Origin of the sequence: Amycolatopsis xylanica (genome assembly GCF_900107045.1) — a bacterium.
Classification (GTDB): Bacteria; Actinomycetota; Actinomycetes; order Mycobacteriales; family Pseudonocardiaceae; genus Amycolatopsis; species Amycolatopsis xylanica.
In genome coordinates this window covers 829,284-845,699 of record NZ_FNON01000001.1, presented here as the reverse complement: position 1 = coordinate 845,699, position 16,416 = coordinate 829,284, and the positions used below count along the sequence as shown (strand labels likewise).

The window sequence follows — 16,416 nt, the reverse complement described above, 5'->3', positions numbered from 1 at the left end:
TCCGGGGAGCCTCGGTCAGTAGCGGTAGTGGTCGAGCTTGTACGGGCCGTCGACGTCGACGCCGATGTAGTCGGCCTGCTCCTTGGTCAGCTTGGTCAGCTTCACGCCGAGCGCGTCCAGGTGCAGCCTGGCGACCTTCTCGTCGAGGTGCTTGGGGAGCCGGTAGACCTCTTTGCCGTACTCACCGGGCTTGGTGTGCAACTCCAGCTGGGCGATCGTCTGGTTGGTGAACGAGTTCGACATGACGAAACTCGGGTGCCCGGTCGCGTTGCCGAGGTTCATCAGCCTGCCCTCGGACAGCACGATCAGCGAGTGGCCATCGGGGAACTGCCACTCGTGGACCTGCGGCTTGATCTCGACCTTCTTGATGCCGGGGATCTTCGCCAGCCCGGCCATGTCGATCTCGTTGTCGAAGTGGCCGACGTTGCCGACGATCGCGTTGTGCTTCATCTTGGCCATCTGGCCGGCCATGATGATGTTGAAGTTGCCGGTGGTGGTGATGAAGATGTCGCCGTCGGCGAGGACGTCGTTCAGGTCGACGACCGGCAGGCCCTCCATCGCCGCCTGCAGCGCGCAGATCGGGTCGACCTCGGTGACCACGACGCGCGCGCCCTGGCCGCGCAGCGACTCGGCCGCGCCCTTGCCGACGTCGCCGTAGCCGCAGATCACGGCGAGCTTGCCGGCGATCATCACGTCGGTGCCGCGGTTGAGACCGTCGATCAGCGAGTGGCGGATGCCGTACTTGTTGTCGAACTTCGACTTGGTCACCGAGTCGTTCACGTTGATCCCGGCGAACAGCAGCTCGCCGTCGGTGGCAAGCTTGTAGAGCCGCTTCACGCCGTTGGTCGTCTCCTCGGTGACACCGAGGATCTCCTTCGCCATCCGGGTGAACCGCTGCCCGTCCTTGGCGATCGACTCGGCCAGCGTGCGCAGGACCAGCCGGTACTCCTCCGGGTCGTTCTCGCCCGGCGCCGGGACGGCGCCCGCCGCCTCGAACTCGACGCCCTTGTGCACGAGCAGGGTCGCGTCGCCGCCGTCGTCGAGGATCGCGGTCGGCCCCTGCCCGCCCTCGAAGCGGAACAGCTGGTCGGTGCACCACCAGTACTCCTCCAGCGTTTCACCCTTCCAGGCGAACACCGGGGTGCCCTCGGGCTTGTCCGGGGTACCGTGCGGGCCGACCACGACCGCCGAGGCCGCCTCGTCCTGCGTGGAGAAGATGTTGCAGGACACCCAGCGCACCGAGGCGCCCAGCTCGACCAGCGTCTCGATCAAGACCGCCGTCTGCACGGTCATGTGCAGCGATCCGGCGATCCGCGCGCCTTTGAGCGGCTTGGCCACGCCGAATTCACGGCGGGTCGCCATCAGGCCCGGCATTTCCTGTTCGGCCAGCCGGATCTGGTGCCTGCCGGATTCGGCCAAGGACAGATCCGCCACGGCGAATTCGACACCGTTGATCTTGCGCAACTGGGAATTCATCATTTCCTCTCCTTGACACCCCGACCGGACAAGAATCGTACCACCGGGCGTAAAAACACTATTCACGTCGAAACCATGACGGATTCATATCCGCGGCAAAGGAAATCTCATGTTCAATCAGCGTAACGCGAATGACGACCGCTACCTGCTCGTGCTCGGCGCCGACATCCTCCTGCGTGAACGCGCGATCGTCTCGGCGTTGCGCACCTATCCCGGGCAGGTGCTGGGCATGGCCCCGACACCGGACGGCCAGAACCGCTTCTTCGACGACGTGCTGCGCGCCGACTACTACAACGCCGAGGACGCGCTCGCCGCCGTCAAGCGCTACGAACTCGAAACCGGCCTCCGGCCCGCGGCGGTGGTGCCCATCATCGAGATGACCGTGCACGTCTCCGTCGCCATCTCTCAGCATTACGGCCTGCCGAGCCTTTCCGAAGAAGCGGTGGGTCTCTCCCGCGACAAGCACACGATGAAGGCCGCGTTCGAAGCGGCCGGAGTGCCGTGCGCGCGGCACCGCACTTTCTCCACTCTTGCCGACTTGCGAGAGGTTTCCGAGGAATTGACGTTCCCGCTGGTGCTCAAGCCCCGCGACTTCGCGGGCAACACCGGCACGATCAAGGTGGACTCCCCCGACGGCCTGCCCGCCGCCTACGACCACTGCCGCGACGAACTCCTCGCGATCGCCCCGCTGTACGACTTCAGCGACGGCCGGTTCCAGGCCGAGGAGTTCGTGCGCTCGACGCACGAGGTCTCGGTCGAGGTCCTCAACTACGGCGACCAGCGCGCGGTGCTGGCGGTGACCGACAAGTCCAAGCTCCCGGCGCCCCACTTCACCGAGATCGGCCAGCTCGTCCCGAGCCGCGAGAGCGACAACGACGCCGTGCGCGACCTGGGCATCAAGGCCTGCGAGGCGCTCGGGATCACCCGCGGCATCGCGCACGTCGAAATCCTGGTCAACGGCGCGGACCTGAGCGTGGTCGAGGTGGCCGCCCGGCCCGGCGGCGACGGGATCATGGACCTGATCGACCGCGTGTACGGCTTCAGCCCGTACGACCTGCACTACGCGTCCTACCTGAACACACTCGACGAACTCCCGAAGATCCCCCGCGAACCGCGCGGCATCGGCGCCATCCGCTTCCTCAAGGCGCCGGTCGGCACGATCACCGCCGTCAACGCGGTCGAGCAGTTCACCGACGAAGAACTCGCGTTGTACGTCACCGCCAAGGCGGGCGACCGCTCGCACACCGCTTCTTCATATCTGACCCGTGACGGCGTCATGGAATTCTTCCGGCCTGGTGCGAAGGCGGCCGCCGACCCCGTAGCGTTCCAGAAGGCGGTGGCCGAGCTCGCCGCCTTCAGGACCAAGGCGGTGTTCACCGTCGCCGAGGAAGGGGACTCGCGGTGATCGGCACGACCTTGCGCACCGTCGCCGGCCTTAACCGTGAGCTGCGCACGCTCTTCACGGTGACGCTCCTGTTCCGCGCCGGGCTGATGGCTTTTCCCTTCCTGTCGGCCTATCTGCTCATCGGCGGCGCGTACAGCCCGGTCGACGTCGGCTTGATCATCGGCGCTTTCGGGCTGGGCGCGCTGCTCGCCGACATCTCGGCGAGCGTGCTGCTCGGCCGGATCCCCGCCCGCACGGTGATGGTCACCGGCCTGCTGCTCCACACGCTCGTGCTGGCGCTCGTCCCGGCACTGCACGGCGTCGGCGTGCTCGCGGCGGCGACCTTCGCGTGGGGCTTCACGTTCGAGATCTACACGCCCGCCTCGTATTCCCAGATCATCGACCGCTCCTCCCCCGAGGAGCGCAAGGTGGCGTTCGCCTGCAACCGGCTGGCGATCAACGTCGGCATGGGCATCGGCCCCGTGCTCGGCGGCCTGATCTTCGCACTCGCCCCGGTTTCGCTGTTCTGGATCAACGCGGCCTGTGTACTCGGCGCGACGGCGTACCTCCTGGCAGGCACCCGCCGGGGCGGCGTGGCCGAGGCCGCCGCGCGGTCCCCGCGCCGGATGATCGCGTCCACCGTCCGCGAGGAGACCCGGTTCTGGACGATCTTCGGCCTGTCCCTGCCGATCCACCTCGCGTACGCGTTGCCACCGGTGCTGGTCAGCGCGTACCTGATCCAGGGGCTGGGCCTGCCGAGCTACTGGGTGAGCGTGGTGTTCGTGGTCAACGCGGGCATCGTGATCCTGTTCGAGGTCCCGCTGAACAAGGCGATGGACTCGCTCTCGCACTCGCGTTCACTGCTGATCGGCTACGCGGCCGCGGGCACGGGTTTCGCCGCGATGGGCCTCTCGTCGTCGCCCGCGGTCATCGTGGGCGCGACCGTGCTGTGGACGGTCGGCGAGATGATCGTGTTCCCCAGCCTCCTGAGCTACGTGAGCGACCTGTCGGGCCGGGACATCGCGGACCGGAACATGAGCCTGTACTCGGGCGGGGTGAGCATCGGCGTGATCGCGGCTCCCGCGGCCAGCCTCGCACTGACCACCCACGGCGGCCCCGCGACACCGTGGCTGGTCATCGGCGCCATCGTCCTGGCCGCCTTCGCCCTCCTGGCCGCCGCCCGCCTCAGCACCTACACCTGGCGCACCCCCGCCGAAGACCCCGCACCCGCGCTGGGGTCGTGAGTGTTGCGGGCGGTTAGAACCGCCCGCAACGCTCACGAGCCCTAGGTGCCTGGGGTGACGGGGGTCTTGGAGACGCCCTTGCCGCCGGTCGCGGTGTTGGAGGCGCCGATGACGTTGGGCGACTTCTGCGAGACGCAGGAACTCTGGTTGGTGGCGTTGACGCCGTAGCCGTTCGAGTTCGTCAGCGTGAAGGTGTTGTTCTTGAAGACGTTGCCGCAGCCCGTCTTGCCCCACACGTTGTGCACCTGGAAGCCGTCCAGGTACGGGTGGGTCACCTTGTTGCCGGTGATCGTGTACTTGTCGCCCTTGACGTCGATGGTCGAGTCGCCGGAGTTCTGGTTCTTCTCGCCGGTGCCGTCGAGGGTGTTGCCGGAGATGACGCCGTCGTGCGTGCCCTCCTTGATGTCGATGCCCTCGGCCGCCACGTTCGGGCCGATCTTGTTGTCGAGCGCCTGGCCGTAGTCGCTGGCGTCGGGGCCCTTGCCGCCGTTGGTGCCGAAGCAGGCCCAGTTGCTGTTCGCCGACCCGAAGTAGACGCCCTCGCCGTAGCCGGGCTGCTCCTTGCCGGTGTTGTAGATCGTGGAGTTCTTGATGACGCCGTACGCGCTGCTCTTGCGGAAATGCACCGCCTCGGCGCCGACGTCGTGCACGGTCACGCCGTCGATCGTGACGTGGGAGGCGCCGTCGAGGACGATGCCCTTCTTGGAGTCCTTGACCGAGATTCCCTTGATGTTCCAGTAACTCGCGCCCTGCAGCCACAGGCCGTAGCCGGTCTGGCCGGACGGGCAGTCGGTGTCGCCCGGCTTGAACAGCGGGTCGTGGAGCACGGCCTTCGCGCTGCCGGTGAGGGTGATCGGGGCCGAGGCGGTGCCGGGTTTGGCCGCGACGAACTGGCCGCTGTAGTCGCCGTCCGCCAGTGCGATCGTGACGCCGGGTTTCGCCGCGGCGAGCGCCGCGGTCAGCTCGGCGGCGGTCTTGACGTTGACCGTGTCGGCGGCGGGCTGTGCGACGAGCTGGCCTGCCATCGCAACGGCCGTGAGGGTCTTGATGATCACGTGGAATGTCCTTTCAGGACGGTCAGTTCTTGAGGAACAACGACTTGGCCTGGCTCGTCTTCGACGCGTCGACGCCGTGACCACCGGTGTAGTCGGCCTGTTCGTTGTGCGCCCAGTCGGCGATCGGCTTGCCGCCGATGTCGAGGTGGTGATACGCCGCGCCGTCCGAGCCGAACACGTAGATCTTGTGGTGGTCCGGGTAATACGGCGTGTACGCGGCGCCCGAAGTGACCTGTTTGGACATCGAGTTGTTGAAGAAGACGTTGCGGTAGCCCGAAGAGCCGGACCACTTGACCGCCTTCTGGCCCGTCGACCAGTAGATCGGGAACCACGTCGAGTCGTCGGGGCCGCTGTTGCCCTCGTCGCCGCAGTGCGCCGTGCAGGAACCGGAACGGTGGTTGTAGGCGACCTTGTTCGTGTTCTGCTCGAACAGGTTGTTGCGCTCGTAGCCACCGTGGATGTTGAAGTCCGAGTCGATGTCGTTGCCGATCACCACGTTGCCCGAAGCCGACCACTGGAACGTGAAGTGCCGCAGATTCCGCGTGGTGTTACCGGCGTAGAGCGAGTCCCACACCCGCGAGCCGCGGAAATACCCGTTGCCACCCTTGCCCTTGTTCCACGAGCCGTCCAGCTCGTTGTTCACGAACTGCAGGTTCTTGGCCTCCTCGGTGACGATCGGGTGCGACCCGGTCATCATCGAGTGGATCCCCCGCACCCAGGAGTTCGCCGCCCACTTGAACACGATGCCCTGCATCGCCTGCGAGGGCGCCAGGTTGCCGTAGTTGTTCTTGGCCTGCTCCGGGGTGAGGCCGTCAATGGCCTGCGTGAACGAGAAGTCCTCGAAGCCGACGCCGACGATCGGGTCCACGATGGGCGAAGCCTTCGAAGCGTAGGCGGTGCCGTCGATCGGCTGCGAACCGTCCGAAGTGGAGTCGACCGGCACGTCGTACTCGAGTGGCTTGTCGATCGACACCGTGTGCTTCGCGGCGTCCACCGCGGTGATCGTGAACCATTGCTGGCGCATGTGCAGGTTCTGCAACGGCCAGGTCGTCGGCACCGCGTTCATCGACTGGTAGAACTTCATGCTGTTGGCCGCGCGGATGTTGATGAACCCGCCGACCTTCATGTTCGTGGTCTTCGCGCCGCTGGCCAGATAGACCGTCTTGTCGCCGGTGCGGGCCGCGAAGCCTTTGTCGCCAGGCTTTTCCGCCAGTTTCGCGCCCACCTTCCAGTGCACGTTGACGGTGCCCTCGAAGATGTCCTTGCGGTTCGCCGGCGCGCTCTTGTACTGGCTGGCGTAGCTGGGATCCACGCCTCGCGACTGCACCCGGAACAGCCCGCGACCCGGCCACAGCCACCCGCCCGAGCCGTCCTCGTAGTTCATCTCGTGCTGATCCCACTGGTCGCCGTCGGGCGTCACCACGTCGTATTCGGTGTTCTTGTCCGGCTTGTAGACGAACTTCGTCTTGTCCATGCCCGCGCCGCGCAGGATCAGGTAGTTCGCGTCGACGTGGATCTCATGCGTGACGTTCAGCGTGCCCGCCGGGAAGGTGATCAGGCTCAGCTTGTCGTAGCTCGCCGAAGGTGAGCAGGTTTGGTGGATCTTGTCGATCGCGGCCTGGATACCGGCCGTGTCGTCGGCGCCGTCATCCGGCTTTACCCGGTATGTGGAGGCGAGCTGGGCCGCAGTGATCTGGCACGCCGCGCTCGGATTGACGGCGCTCGCGCCGGGGATGTTCTGCCCGCCGCGGAAACCCGCCTTGCTCCAATCGTAAAGACCTGGAACCGGCGTCGCGCGGTTTCCCGCCGAAGTGTCCAAAGTGGTCAGTGCGCCCGGGCCGGGCGCCGCCGCGCCGGTCGGGCTCAGGCCGGTCAGCCCGGCCGTGACGCACGCGGCCGTGGCCAGCAGGGCGGCCATTTTTCTGCGTGACAAGGAAACCTCCGAGAAGGGGATGAAATCGGGCACCGTGGACGAAAACGGGCCCGCGAAGAGGGAGCGCGCCGAAACCTCAGCCGAAGCGAGGACAGCGCGGAGAAATACTGCTCAGTACGAGCAGCCGGCGGCTCTTCCGGTCGCGAATGGTCGCGGCACCGCGAAGCGGGCGCGCGGTTCGGCAGGGGCCGGCGAGGCGATCGCCTGTCTGGTCAACGGTTCCTCCGTAGCTGACTGGTTCGCACCAGGACTGCATGAAGGCGGCGGATGCGTCGGACGATACCGCTGACCGGATCATTAGTAAAGAAGGCTTCCAAACTTGGTCGGGAAATAACCAATATCAACATCGACGGCTACCGAGGGGGTTGACACGCTCACCGGGACAGGATCATCCTGGTGGCCCGTTAGGAAAGAAACTTTCCAAACAAAGACCGCATCCGACCACCAGCGTCCGGCCCACCACGCCGGGGGCCTGGTGAGCCGCGCTCTGCGTCTCCCCTCCCCGTCACCGTGGACGGCCGTCGGCCGCCCGCTCTAGGAGCGTGCATGCGCACCTGCGGCACAAACCCTTCCCCGAGGCCGAATCCCGGCGTGGACAGAGCCGGTGGCCGGACCGAAAAACTCTCCGACCAGCTGCCCGAGGCCGGTTTTCCCCGTGGCGCGGGTGTCGCCTCGGCGGCCGGGCTCGCACTGCTGGTCCTCACAGCCCTTTTCTGCCTACTGGGCCTCACCACGGCGGGCCCGATAGCCGCACTGTTCGATGACACCAAGCCGGTCGTGCCGTCCGGGGTCGCCACGGCACAGCGCCGCGACGCGGAGGCGTTCGCCAAGACAGTCGGCGCTTCCGCCACCTCAGCGGCGCACGATCTGCAAGCCGTCGCGGACTCGCATATGCTCGACGACGGCCGATCACTGGGCACGCTGAGCGCGGTTTACCCGTCCTGGCGCGGAATCGCGCTGCTCGAAGCCGCCTCCCGCACACTGATCGACGCGCACGGTGAACCCGTCCAGGCCGACGCGCTCGCCGGCGCCGACCTCGGCCGCCCCACCGTGCGCCCGTACACACCGCCCGGTGGCGTGCCGCTGATGCTCAGCACGGTCCCCTTGCCCGGCGGCCGCGTGCTCGTGGCGTCCACCGCGCTGAAGATCGCGTTGCCACCGCCGGGCGGAGCGCTGCGTCAGCATCTCCGGCTCGTGTCCGACGATGGCACCATTCTCGGCAATGTAGGCGCGGACGTCTCCGCCGACGCCGAAACACGCGATCTGCTCGGCACCGCCGCGAGCGCGGCCCGCGCCGGTTCCGGAGTGCTCACCGGAGCCGCGGCGACCGGCTCCGTCCCGTTCGCGGCGGTCGTCGCCTACGCCCCGGTCACCACCGGCGCCGGCGCGCTCGGCCTCTCGGTGGTCACGGCCACCTGGCTGCCCGCCGACACCGCACCGGCGCGCTGGCCCGGCCTGGTTCCGGCGCTCGCGCTGCTGGTGCTCGCCCTCGCCGGCACCATCCTGCTGCGCCGCGGGCTGGTGTCCCCGATCCGGCGGCTGCGGGACGACGCGCTCGCCGTCGCCTCCGGCACCGCCACCGGCCCGGTCCGCCAGGCCGGAACCATCGAGGTCAGCCGGATCGCCGCGGCGCTCGAACGGTGCCGTCTCCGGCTGCGCGACGACGAACTCGAGCCCCGGAAGCCGCGAGGCATACCCGCGCGCCTGCTGATCGGCCTGGTTATGGTGTCGCTGCTGAGCTGGTCGGCCGCGGTGTTCTTCACGCTCGGCCAGCACTCGGCCCAAGTCCCCGCGACGCTCGTGACCGAACAAGGGCTGCGCCTCGCCCGGTCCGCCGACGCACTCCGCTCGGCGGTCACCAGCGGCCTCACCGGACTGCGCGCGGCGGCCCGGCTGAACGCGGGCAAGCTCATGATCGACCGGCTGGCCGGCGACCCGGCGTTCCGCAGTGTGTACGTCCTCGACCCCGCCGGCGCGGTGTCGCAACGCGCGGGCAAGCCGCCGTTGCGCGACGGCCCGTTGCCGGCGGACTCCCCCACCGAGGGCCTGCACCAGCACAACACCAGTGGACGGCTGCCCGTGGTGTACGCCCATGTCCGGCTCGGCGACGGCCGGGCGCTCGTCGCCGAGTTCGACATCACCCGGCTCACCCAGCCACTCCAGTCGGCGGGCGCGCGCGTGCGCGTGGTCGACGAGGCCGACCGCACGATCGTCGACACCCACGGCTACCTGGCTTTCACGCCGCTGGCCGACCCGGCGCTCAAGGCGGCGGCCGCCGCCGCGCGCACCGGGCGGCCGGCGGGCCAGGTCGACGACGACACCATCCTCGCCGCCCGCTGGGTCGCGTCACGGGGTCCCGCGACGGCGCTGCGCTGGACGGTCGTGGCGGAACAGCCGATCGGCGCGCTCGGCGTCGCCGACGACACCCTCCGCGACCGAGCCAGGGCCGCCGCGCTGCTCACGGTGGTGCTCGCCGTGCTGCTCGGCGGCTGGCACGAGCTCGTGGTGGTGCGCCCGCTGCGCCGGGTCGCCGCGGCGGCGGAGCGGGTCGCGGCAGGCGAGCTCACCGAAACCGTGTACCCGCAACGGCAAGACGAGATCGGCACCGTGGCGTCCTGTGTGGACATGTGCCGCCAGGCACTCGTCGCCCGGCCACCCGCGCCCGTGGCGGAGCGGCGGCTCACCGGAAGCAGGTCTTGAGATGGTGTTCCTCTACGGTGTTCTCCTGCTGGGCGCGGGAGCACTGCTCACCGGCGGGATACTGGAACAACGCAAGCACTACGCCAGGCTGCTCGGCATCCCGAAACGCGTGCTGGTCAACGGAATCCGCGGCAAGTCGTCGATCACCCGCCTCTGCGCGGGCGCGCTGCGCGGCGGCGGGCTCGTCACCACGGCGAAGACCACCGGCACGGCCGCCCGGTTCATCCACCCCGACGGCAGCGAGGAGCCGGTCTACCGCAAGTTCGGCATCGCCAACATCGTCGAGCAGATCGGCATCGTCCGCCGCGCCGCCGCGTACCGCCCGGACGCGCTGGTGATGGAGTGCATGGCCGTGCTGCCCGATCTGCAGGAGATCAACCAGAGCAAGCTCATCCGGTCCACCATCGGTGTGCTGTGCAACGTCCGCGAAGACCATCTCACCGAGATGGGCCCGACACTCGACGACGTCGCGCGGTCGCTGTCCCGCTCGATGCCCGAGGGCGGAATCTGTGTCACCGCCGAACAAGAGCGGCTCGAAATCCTGCGGGAGGAGGCGGCCAGGCGGGACTGCGAACTCATCGCGGTCGACCCCGAGTCCGTCACCGACGAGGAGATGCGCGGCTTCGGCTGGATCACCTTCAAGGAGAACGTCGCGATCGCGCTGGCCGTCGCCGACCTGCTCAACGTCAACCGGCAGCTCGCGCTCGAAGGCATGTGGGCGGCGCCGCCGGATCCCGGCGTACTGCAGGTCCACCGCTATCAAGCCGGACGGACGCGGCTGCGGTTCGCGAACGTCTTCGCCGCCAACGACCCCGAATCGACGCTGATGAACATCGAGCAGCTGCGCGGCCAGGGCGCGATCGGCTCCCCGCTGCACGTGGTGATCAACTGCAGGCCGGACCGGATCGAGCGCAACGGCCAGATGGGCGCGCTCGTCCCCCGCGTCGCGCCGGACCGCGTGGTGCTCATCGGCGAGCCGACCCGCAGCGCCCGCGCCGCCGTCCCCACCGAGTGGCAGGACCGGGTGCTCGACCTCGGCGGCAAGCGGACCGCCGAGGACCTGGTCAAGGACCTGCTCACCGGTCATGACGGCGACGAGCTTTCGGTGGTCGCCATCGGCAACATCCACGGCCAGGGCGAGCTGCTCATCGAAGAGCTCGCGAAACTCCAGCTCGAGCAGCTCCGGTGAACGCCGCCGAGCTGGCCCCGGAGGTCGCGACCATCGGCCTCGCCATCGGCCTGCTGCTCTCCCTCGTCTGTTATCTGACCACCAACCTGTCGCCCGGCGGCATGATCACCCCTGGCTGGATCGCGCTCACCCTGATCGAGGACTACCGCCGCGCGGCGATCATCGTGTTCATGACCGCGCTGACCTATGGCGGCACGAAACTGTTGCAGCGCTTGGTGATCCTCTACGGCAAGCGGCTGTTCGCCGCGGTCGTGCTGCTCGGTGTGGTGCTGCAGACGACGTTGCTGCTCTTCCTGCAGGCCGATCTGCCGCTGTTGTTCGTGCACCAGACGCTCGGGTTCGTCGTGCCGGGACTCATCGCCTACCAGCTGGTCCGCCAGCCTCCCGGCCCGACGCTGCTGGCCACCGGCGGCGTCAGCCTGGTCAGTTACGCCACGCTCGCCAGTGGCGTCCTCATTGGACTCGTCCCGTCTCTCTGAAAGGAAACCTGCATGCGTGGCAAGGCTTTCGTGCTGGCAACGGTCCTGACGGTGTCGGGGACCGCGGCGGTGTACTACGCCGCGCAAGGTCGGGACGGCATGAGGCTAGCGCCCGCCGCCGCGGTGGCGGCGCCGCGCGGTGGCGAGAAGTTCACCCGGCTCACCGACCCGCCGCGGACGGTCGTCACCACGGCGAACGGCGCGGTGGTGGCGACGCTGACGGACGGGTCGCGCACGGTCGTGCTGACCGGGCCGGCGCGCACCTTCTCGGAACTCCGCTCCGCCCAGGCCACGGTGACGACCACGGCCTGGGTCCGCCTCGCACCCGAGCCCTGGTCGCCGGGCACCGAGCGCGCGCCCTGGTTCAAGCCATGGCTGACGGCCGCCTCGGCCGACACCACGCCCGACGTGCTCGCGGTCGGCAGCCAGTACCTCGACGGCGCCCCTGCCGTCCGTGACCAGGCCGGCCGGCGCATCGCGGGCGACGCGGCTTTCGGCCGGGACGCGGACTACGACGACTACCTCGGCACCGGCGCGCTGGACAGCGCGGGCTTCGTCCGGCTGGTGTACGGCTACCGCGAAGGATATCCGTTGCGGGACAACGGCTTGCCCCGCACGGCGGCGGCGATGGCCGGACCGGGCCCTGGCACCCCGGTCGTGCCCGACTCCGGCAGGCACGCCACCGACTACTCCCATCTCCAGCCGGGAGACCTGCTGTTCTTCACCAAGGCACCCGCAGCCGGTGAGGTCACCCGCGTCGGCATCTACCTGGGCTTGGACGACGACGGCCACCGCCGGGTGCTGGCCAGCTCCGCCGACACCGGCGGTCCGTCGTTCTTGGACACCGGCGCCGACTACGCGCGGACGTTCCGTTCGGCGAAGCGCCTGTGACCGGCACCGGGCTGCGCGTGCTGACCTGCGCCGTCGTGGTCACCGCGCTGATCGTCGCCGTCGACGCGCCGCCCGAGACCGGGCTGGACACCGTGGTCTCCGACTTCACCGCGGGCCTGTCCCCGCGCCAGGTGTACCACCGGCCGCAGCCGGGCGACCTCACCGCGGCCGCGACCGGGTTCGCCGCGACACTCGACCGCCGTCGCACGACGGACTTCACCAAGCTGGGCTTTTCGGTGCGCGACGGGACCGATCCGGCGACCGGGCGGCCGTACACGATCGCGGTGAACGAGCGGGCGTGGGGGATGTACGTGATCGACCGCTCGGCGCCGCCGTCGGTGGCCGTCGAGGTGCCGCATCCGGCCTCCGACCTGCGGACCGAACTCATCGGCGTCGACCTGTTCCGGCGCGAGCCCGGCGCGGTGCTGCTGGTCGCGGGCACGCACCGGAAGGCGGCGGACGTCGCGCACGAGCCGGAGTCGGTGTTCCACACGGTCGCGACCGTGCTGGCCCGGCGAGGGCTGGCTCAAGTCCAGTTGCACGGCTTCGACGACCAGAACCTGCCCGCGACGGACATCGTGCTGTCGTCCGGGATCGGCGTCGCGGGCGAGACCGCCTGGAAGACGGCGAACCGGCTGGCGGCGGGCGGGTTCGCCGTGTGCCGCGCCTGGCGCGAGGGGTGCGATGGGCTGGAGGGCATGACGAACATGCAAGGAGAGATGGCCGCGGCGGCCGGGACGGTGTTCCTGCACGTCGAGATGAGCCGGACGGTACGGGAATCCCCCGCGCGGCGGGCGGACGCCGTCCGGGCGCTGAGCGAAGCCGAGTAGGAGGCAGGTTCGTGAAAAGGCCGTACGTGCTGGCAGCAGGCACGCTCGTCGTGGTCGGCACGACCGTCGCCGTGGCGTGGCCGGGTCCCGACGCCGGGGGCACGACCGCCGCTCCGCCGACGGTGTCGCTCTCGGTCGTCGACGAGGCAGGCGCCCCGGTTCCGGCCACAGTGGACATCGGTGACGGCGCGAAACCCGTTGCCGCGCGGGTGGAGTTGCGCTCGGGTCCCGTGCTCGCGACCGTGTCCGCGCCGGGCCATCTCGCGGAACCGGTGCCGCTCGGGCTCGAGGACGCGGGCAAGACCGTCCCCGTGCGCCTGCTCTCCGACCATGGCGGGAAGCGGTATGTCCTGCATTCCGCGGGTGACGTCATGTTCGGCCGCCGCTATCAGGACGCCCCGGAGCCGCTGGTCCCGCGCACCGACGCCGGGCGCGGCGCCGAGTCGGTCGTCGACGCGATCGCGCCCGCGTTCCGGCTGGCCGATCTGCGCACGGTCAACCTGGAGTCGGTGATCAGCGCCGCGCCACGCGAAGCCGCGTATCCGAGCAAGCGGTTCATCCTGGAGTCGCCGCCCGCCACGACCGACGGTCTCAAGAAGCTCGGCGTCGACGTGCCCTCGCTCGCCAACAACCACACCCGCGACTTCCAGGACGCCGGGCTGGCGGACACGACGACGGCACTCACCGCGGCCGGGTTCCCGATCGTCGGGCTGGCCGACGGCGACCGGCCGCAACCGGCCTACCACAAGCAGATCCGCGGGAACGAGGTCACGATGCTGGCCTACACCAGCGTCGACGGCAGCTTCGTCAACGACAGCTACGCGCGTTCCCCCGAGGGCGAGGCGTGGCAGAACGAACGCCGCCACTGGCAGTTCGGTACGCGGGTGCCCGACGCCGCCAGGACGATCGGCGAGGCTTGGCAGATCTTCGACCGGCTCGAAGCCAAGCTGCCACCGTCCGAAGTGGCCGCGCTCTGGACGTCGATCACGCAGGTCTACCCGGAACTCCAGGACTGGGTCGCGCGCCGGGGGCACGGCGGCGCGGCGCCGTGGAACCCGAAGACCTCGCCCGCCGAGATCTCCGCCGCGAAGAAGGGCCTCACGGTCGTCCAGCTGCATTCGGGCTTCCAGTTCCAGACCGCGTCCGGCAAGAGCACCCGGGAGATGGCGCGGGCCGCGATCGACGCGGGCGCGGACCTCGTCATCGCGCATCATCCCCATGTGCTGCAAGGCATGGAGTGGTACAAAGGGCACCTGATCGCCTACAGCATGGGCAACTTCGTGTTCGACCAGGACTTCCTGGCCACGTTCTCCAGCGCGTTCCTGCGCACGGTCTGGGAAGGTGATCAGCTCGTCGAGGCGCGGGTCGTGCCGGTCGAGATCGACGGCTACCGCCCGGCGGCCGCCACCGGCGGCGCGGCCCGGCGCACGCTGAACGGCATGTGGGCCAACGGTCTTCGCGACGTCCAGGCCCAGCGTGAGCCCGACCAGAGTGTGTCGACGACCCCGTTCGTCCGCGATCAGTACTCACGCCCGGCGCAGTTCCGGTTCGAGCACGGCACGGCCCGCCTCACCGCCGACGCCCCGCCGGAAAGCCCGGTGCCGGTCACCGTCCCGCCGCATAGTGACGCCGTAATCCCGTTCGACGGCCTCATCCGGCCGGAGGGTCCGCTCTCCGTGGGCCGCGATCTGTTCGGCTGGGGCCATTTCGAGGACGACACCGCCGACGGCGACCCCGACGCGGCGACGCACTGGCCGCCGAGCACCGGTCCGCTCATCGGCGGCGGCGCGCTCGGCGACGCCGGTTATCTCCAGCTCAGCGGCAATCCCACAGGGAAGCTCGCGCGCCCGGTCGCCCGGATCGCGCTGCCCCGGCAGCCCGAGGCCGCCTACACCGTCCGTGCCAAGGTGCGCGTGTCACCCGGCGCGACGCCGCTGCTGCGGGTCACGTCGTATCACTTCGACGACAGTGATCCGACGGAAGATCCGGATTCCCGGCTGCTGCGGGACATCGACCGCACCACCCAGGTCCCGTCCGACGGTGCCTGGCACGAGATCTCCTTCGACCTCACACCGGCCGAACTCGGCGAGGGCGGCAACATGGTGCTCCTCTACGCCGGGGTCCGGGGCGACTCGGCGATGGACACCGTCGACCTCGACGACCTGGAGTTCGTCGAATGGCGTCCGGCTACCGGCGACTGGGCAGGCTACGACTACGTCCGCAACCACGGCGACACCGCGGTGACCGCCACCTTCCACGGCATGGGAAGTCGATGAAACCGTCCACTGTGCTCACCTTGGCCATCCTGACCGTCCTCTTCGGACCTTCGGTGCCCGCCTCGGCCGCCGGGCCACCGCGTTACCACTACGAGCGAGCCGAAAACCCGGGCCGCACCCTGGTCGTCACCGAGTCCGGGACCACCGTCGCCACCCTGACCGACGGGTCGCGGACCGGCGTCTTCCGTGGTCCCTCCCGGACCTTCGCCGAGCCGGAGGTGACCAGCGCGACGGTCACCACCCGGGACTGGGTCCGCGTCGCGCCGCTGCCGTGGCGGCTGGGCGGCGAGCACGACGCGGCGCTGGGCCGGTGGCTCACGACCATGCTGACCGACCGCTCCCCCGACGTGCTGGCGATCGCGATGCAGTACCGCCGGGGCACCGAGAACCTCTTCGACCCGCGCGGAGTCCGCTATGCGGGCCGGGCGTTCTTCGGCCCGATGGTCGACGGCGAGCGGGTGACCGACTCCGACTTCACCGACTACCTCGGCGTGCCCTGGACCTATGTGGACGGTACTGTGCGGCGCCCCGATCCGATCCGCAAGGATTCCCTGGACTGCAGTGGTTTCCTGCGCATGATTTACGGCTACCGCGCGGGCTATCCACTCGGCTGGACACCGTCGGACGGCCGGTTGCCCCGGCAGACCAACGACATCGCCACCGTGGGCCCCGGCACGCTGATCGTCCCGAACTCCGGCGCCCAGCCCCCGCCGGAGTCGCTCGCGCGGCTGCGTGCCGGTGACCTGCTGCTGTTCGACCTCGACCCCGAGGACGGCCCGCTGATCGACCACTCCGCGATCTATCTCGGCCTCGATTCGGCCGGGCAGCCGCGGTTCATCTCCAGCCGCAAGCGCTACAACGGCCCGACCATGGGCGACCGCAACGGCGCCTCGGTGCTGACCGGTGACGGCGTGTTCGCCCACGTATTCCGGGTGGCCCGCCGCATCTGACCCGAAAGG

Annotated in this window: 12 protein-coding genes; 9 read left to right on the top strand and 3 right to left on the bottom strand. The window is 69.3% G+C overall.

From position 1 onward, the window contains the following. Positions 1–15 precede the first annotated feature (15 nt). The gene (ahcY, locus tag BLV57_RS03630) at positions 16–1,476 is read right to left on the bottom strand and encodes an adenosylhomocysteinase (RefSeq protein ID WP_091287857.1); all 1,461 of its coding nucleotides are present in this window, start codon (positions 1,474–1,476) and stop codon (positions 16–18) included. A 109-nt stretch (positions 1,477–1,585) separates the two neighbouring features. Here ahcY and BLV57_RS03625 point away from each other — a divergent pair, with 109 nt between their 5' ends. Both BLV57_RS03625 and BLV57_RS03620 read left to right on the top strand, forming a co-directional pair. Then, on the top strand, positions 1,586–2,881 hold the full coding sequence (locus tag BLV57_RS03625; RefSeq protein ID WP_091286520.1) for an ATP-grasp domain-containing protein: 1,296 nt from the start codon (positions 1,586–1,588) through the stop codon (positions 2,879–2,881). Further along, positions 2,878–4,104, top strand: a complete 1,227-nt coding sequence (locus BLV57_RS03620; RefSeq protein WP_091286517.1) for an MFS transporter — start codon at positions 2,878–2,880, stop codon at positions 4,102–4,104. Before BLV57_RS03625 ends, BLV57_RS03620 begins: the two co-directional genes overlap by 4 nt. Positions 4,105–4,145: 41 nt before the next feature. Here BLV57_RS03620 and BLV57_RS03615 read toward each other — a convergent pair whose 3' ends face one another. Continuing rightward, positions 4,146–5,159 carry a right-handed parallel beta-helix repeat-containing protein gene (locus tag BLV57_RS03615; protein WP_218134580.1) on the bottom strand — a complete coding sequence of 338 codons (1,014 nt, stop codon included), beginning with the start codon at positions 5,157–5,159 and terminating at the stop codon, positions 4,146–4,148. Positions 5,160–5,181: 22 nt separating this feature from the next. Beyond that, positions 5,182–7,092 carry a glycoside hydrolase family 55 protein gene (locus BLV57_RS03610; protein ID WP_245757137.1) on the bottom strand — a complete coding sequence of 637 codons (1,911 nt, stop codon included), beginning with the start codon at positions 7,090–7,092 and terminating at the stop codon, positions 5,182–5,184. A 591-nt stretch (positions 7,093–7,683) separates the two neighbouring features. On the opposite strand from BLV57_RS03610, the gene BLV57_RS03605 reads away from it, so the two are divergent. Genes BLV57_RS03605 through BLV57_RS03575 form a run of 7 tightly spaced genes read left to right on the top strand, consistent with a single transcriptional unit; the run spans position 7,684 to position 16,407 of the window. Beyond that, positions 7,684–9,792 (top strand): HAMP domain-containing protein, encoded by a 2,109-nt coding sequence (locus BLV57_RS03605; protein WP_143046970.1) that lies wholly within the window; start codon positions 7,684–7,686, stop codon positions 9,790–9,792. Between the two features lies 1 nt (position 9,793). Then, positions 9,794–10,981: a poly-gamma-glutamate synthase PgsB gene (gene pgsB, locus BLV57_RS03600; RefSeq protein WP_091286513.1), complete on the top strand. Its 1,188-nt coding sequence runs from the start codon at positions 9,794–9,796 to the stop codon at positions 10,979–10,981. Continuing rightward, positions 10,978–11,460, top strand: coding sequence for a poly-gamma-glutamate biosynthesis protein PgsC/CapC (locus BLV57_RS03595; protein ID WP_091286510.1), 483 nt, complete (start codon positions 10,978–10,980; stop codon positions 11,458–11,460). The genes pgsB and BLV57_RS03595 overlap by 4 nt, the downstream gene beginning before the upstream one ends. A gap of 12 nt (positions 11,461–11,472) precedes the next feature. Beyond that, on the top strand, positions 11,473–12,351 hold the full coding sequence (locus tag BLV57_RS03590) for an NlpC/P60 family protein (protein WP_091286508.1): 879 nt from the start codon (positions 11,473–11,475) through the stop codon (positions 12,349–12,351). Continuing rightward, positions 12,348–13,181, top strand: a complete 834-nt coding sequence (locus BLV57_RS03585) for a hypothetical protein (RefSeq protein WP_245757136.1) — start codon at positions 12,348–12,350, stop codon at positions 13,179–13,181. Before BLV57_RS03590 ends, BLV57_RS03585 begins: the two co-directional genes overlap by 4 nt. 11 nt (positions 13,182–13,192) lie before the next feature. Beyond that, on the top strand, positions 13,193–15,457 hold the full coding sequence (locus BLV57_RS03580; protein WP_143046969.1) for a CapA family protein: 2,265 nt from the start codon (positions 13,193–13,195) through the stop codon (positions 15,455–15,457). Continuing rightward, positions 15,454–16,407, top strand: coding sequence for an NlpC/P60 family protein (locus BLV57_RS03575; RefSeq protein ID WP_143046968.1), 954 nt, complete (start codon positions 15,454–15,456; stop codon positions 16,405–16,407). The genes BLV57_RS03580 and BLV57_RS03575 overlap by 4 nt, the downstream gene beginning before the upstream one ends. The last annotated feature ends 9 nt before the right edge of the window (positions 16,408–16,416 follow it).